Consider the following 973-nt stretch of genomic DNA (forward strand, 5'->3'; position numbering starts at 1 on the left):
TAACCTCAGATCTGCATAAGAATTAAAGTCGAGTCACTTTTATACTCGGCTTTTTAGTCTGAAAAGTATAGGCAATTAATCCAGCCATTAAATTAACCATAAATGAGATGCAGCTGCGGTGCCTTGTGTGGTCTATTTGAGCCATATTTTTCAGCTGGTCGAAAACTGTTTCAATGATGAAACGCTTTGATAACATCGCTCTATCCCAAGATGATATTGGCTGGCGTTTCATATTACTTCGTTGACCTGTAATAAAATCAATGCCTTGCTCAGCAAGTTCCGCTTTTAAGTTTGCAGATACATAACCTTTATCAGCGTATAAACTACCTGTAACATTATCGACCATATCTAATACCGGCTGTCTATCATCAACATTCCCAGCTGTCACTTTTACAGCTAATAAACCACCTTCATCATTCATGATGAGGTGAAGTTTAAAGCCATAAAACCAGCCCATTGTTCCTTTGCCTCGTTTGGCTTCTCCCGCGAAAACTTGGTGGCGAGGAATACGCATGTTGTGACACACCTTGAGAGAAGTGGAATCGATAAATGCAATGCCTGTTGGTTTATCAAAGCGCTGCTTCAGATAGCTACACAGAGCAGGTAACGTGGCCTGAAGTAACTTCAGCATACGTGTATAACTGACTAAATCAGGAAAATAATGTCGCCAATACTGACAAACAAATTTGGTGTAGTAAGTTTTAAAGTCGCGATAACCTGATTGATGAAAAGCAATTAATATAGTCATCACTTCGCTAGAGGATAGTCGAGATGGCTTAATGCGTTGCTTTTCACCTGATTCTATTAGGTGTTTAAGCCATTGAGGTTCAAACAATAAACAAAAATCATCGACATCTACGTAAATTGCATCTAAGTTATTCATGCCCTTGCCTTGGTAATCTTATGTTTCTTGGTCGAAAGATCTGATCACCGCAAGGGCATTTAGTTCCATTTCTTATGCGCAGCTCAGGTT

The 973-nt window shown here is 39.5% G+C and carries 1 protein-coding gene; it reads right to left on the reverse strand.

Annotation, left to right across the window (positions count from 1 at the left end; genetic code table 11):
• Positions 1-22: 22 nt before the first annotated feature.
• Complete coding sequence (locus PSH41_RS20000; RefSeq protein WP_248532008.1) at positions 23-883, reverse strand: IS982 family transposase; 861 nt, start codon at positions 881-883, stop codon at positions 23-25.
• Positions 884-973 lie beyond the last annotated feature (90 nt).

The organism is Pseudoalteromonas sp. CST2 (assembly GCF_028599385.1).
In the GTDB taxonomy this organism is placed as follows: Bacteria; Pseudomonadota; Gammaproteobacteria; order Enterobacterales; family Alteromonadaceae; genus Pseudoalteromonas; species Pseudoalteromonas atlantica.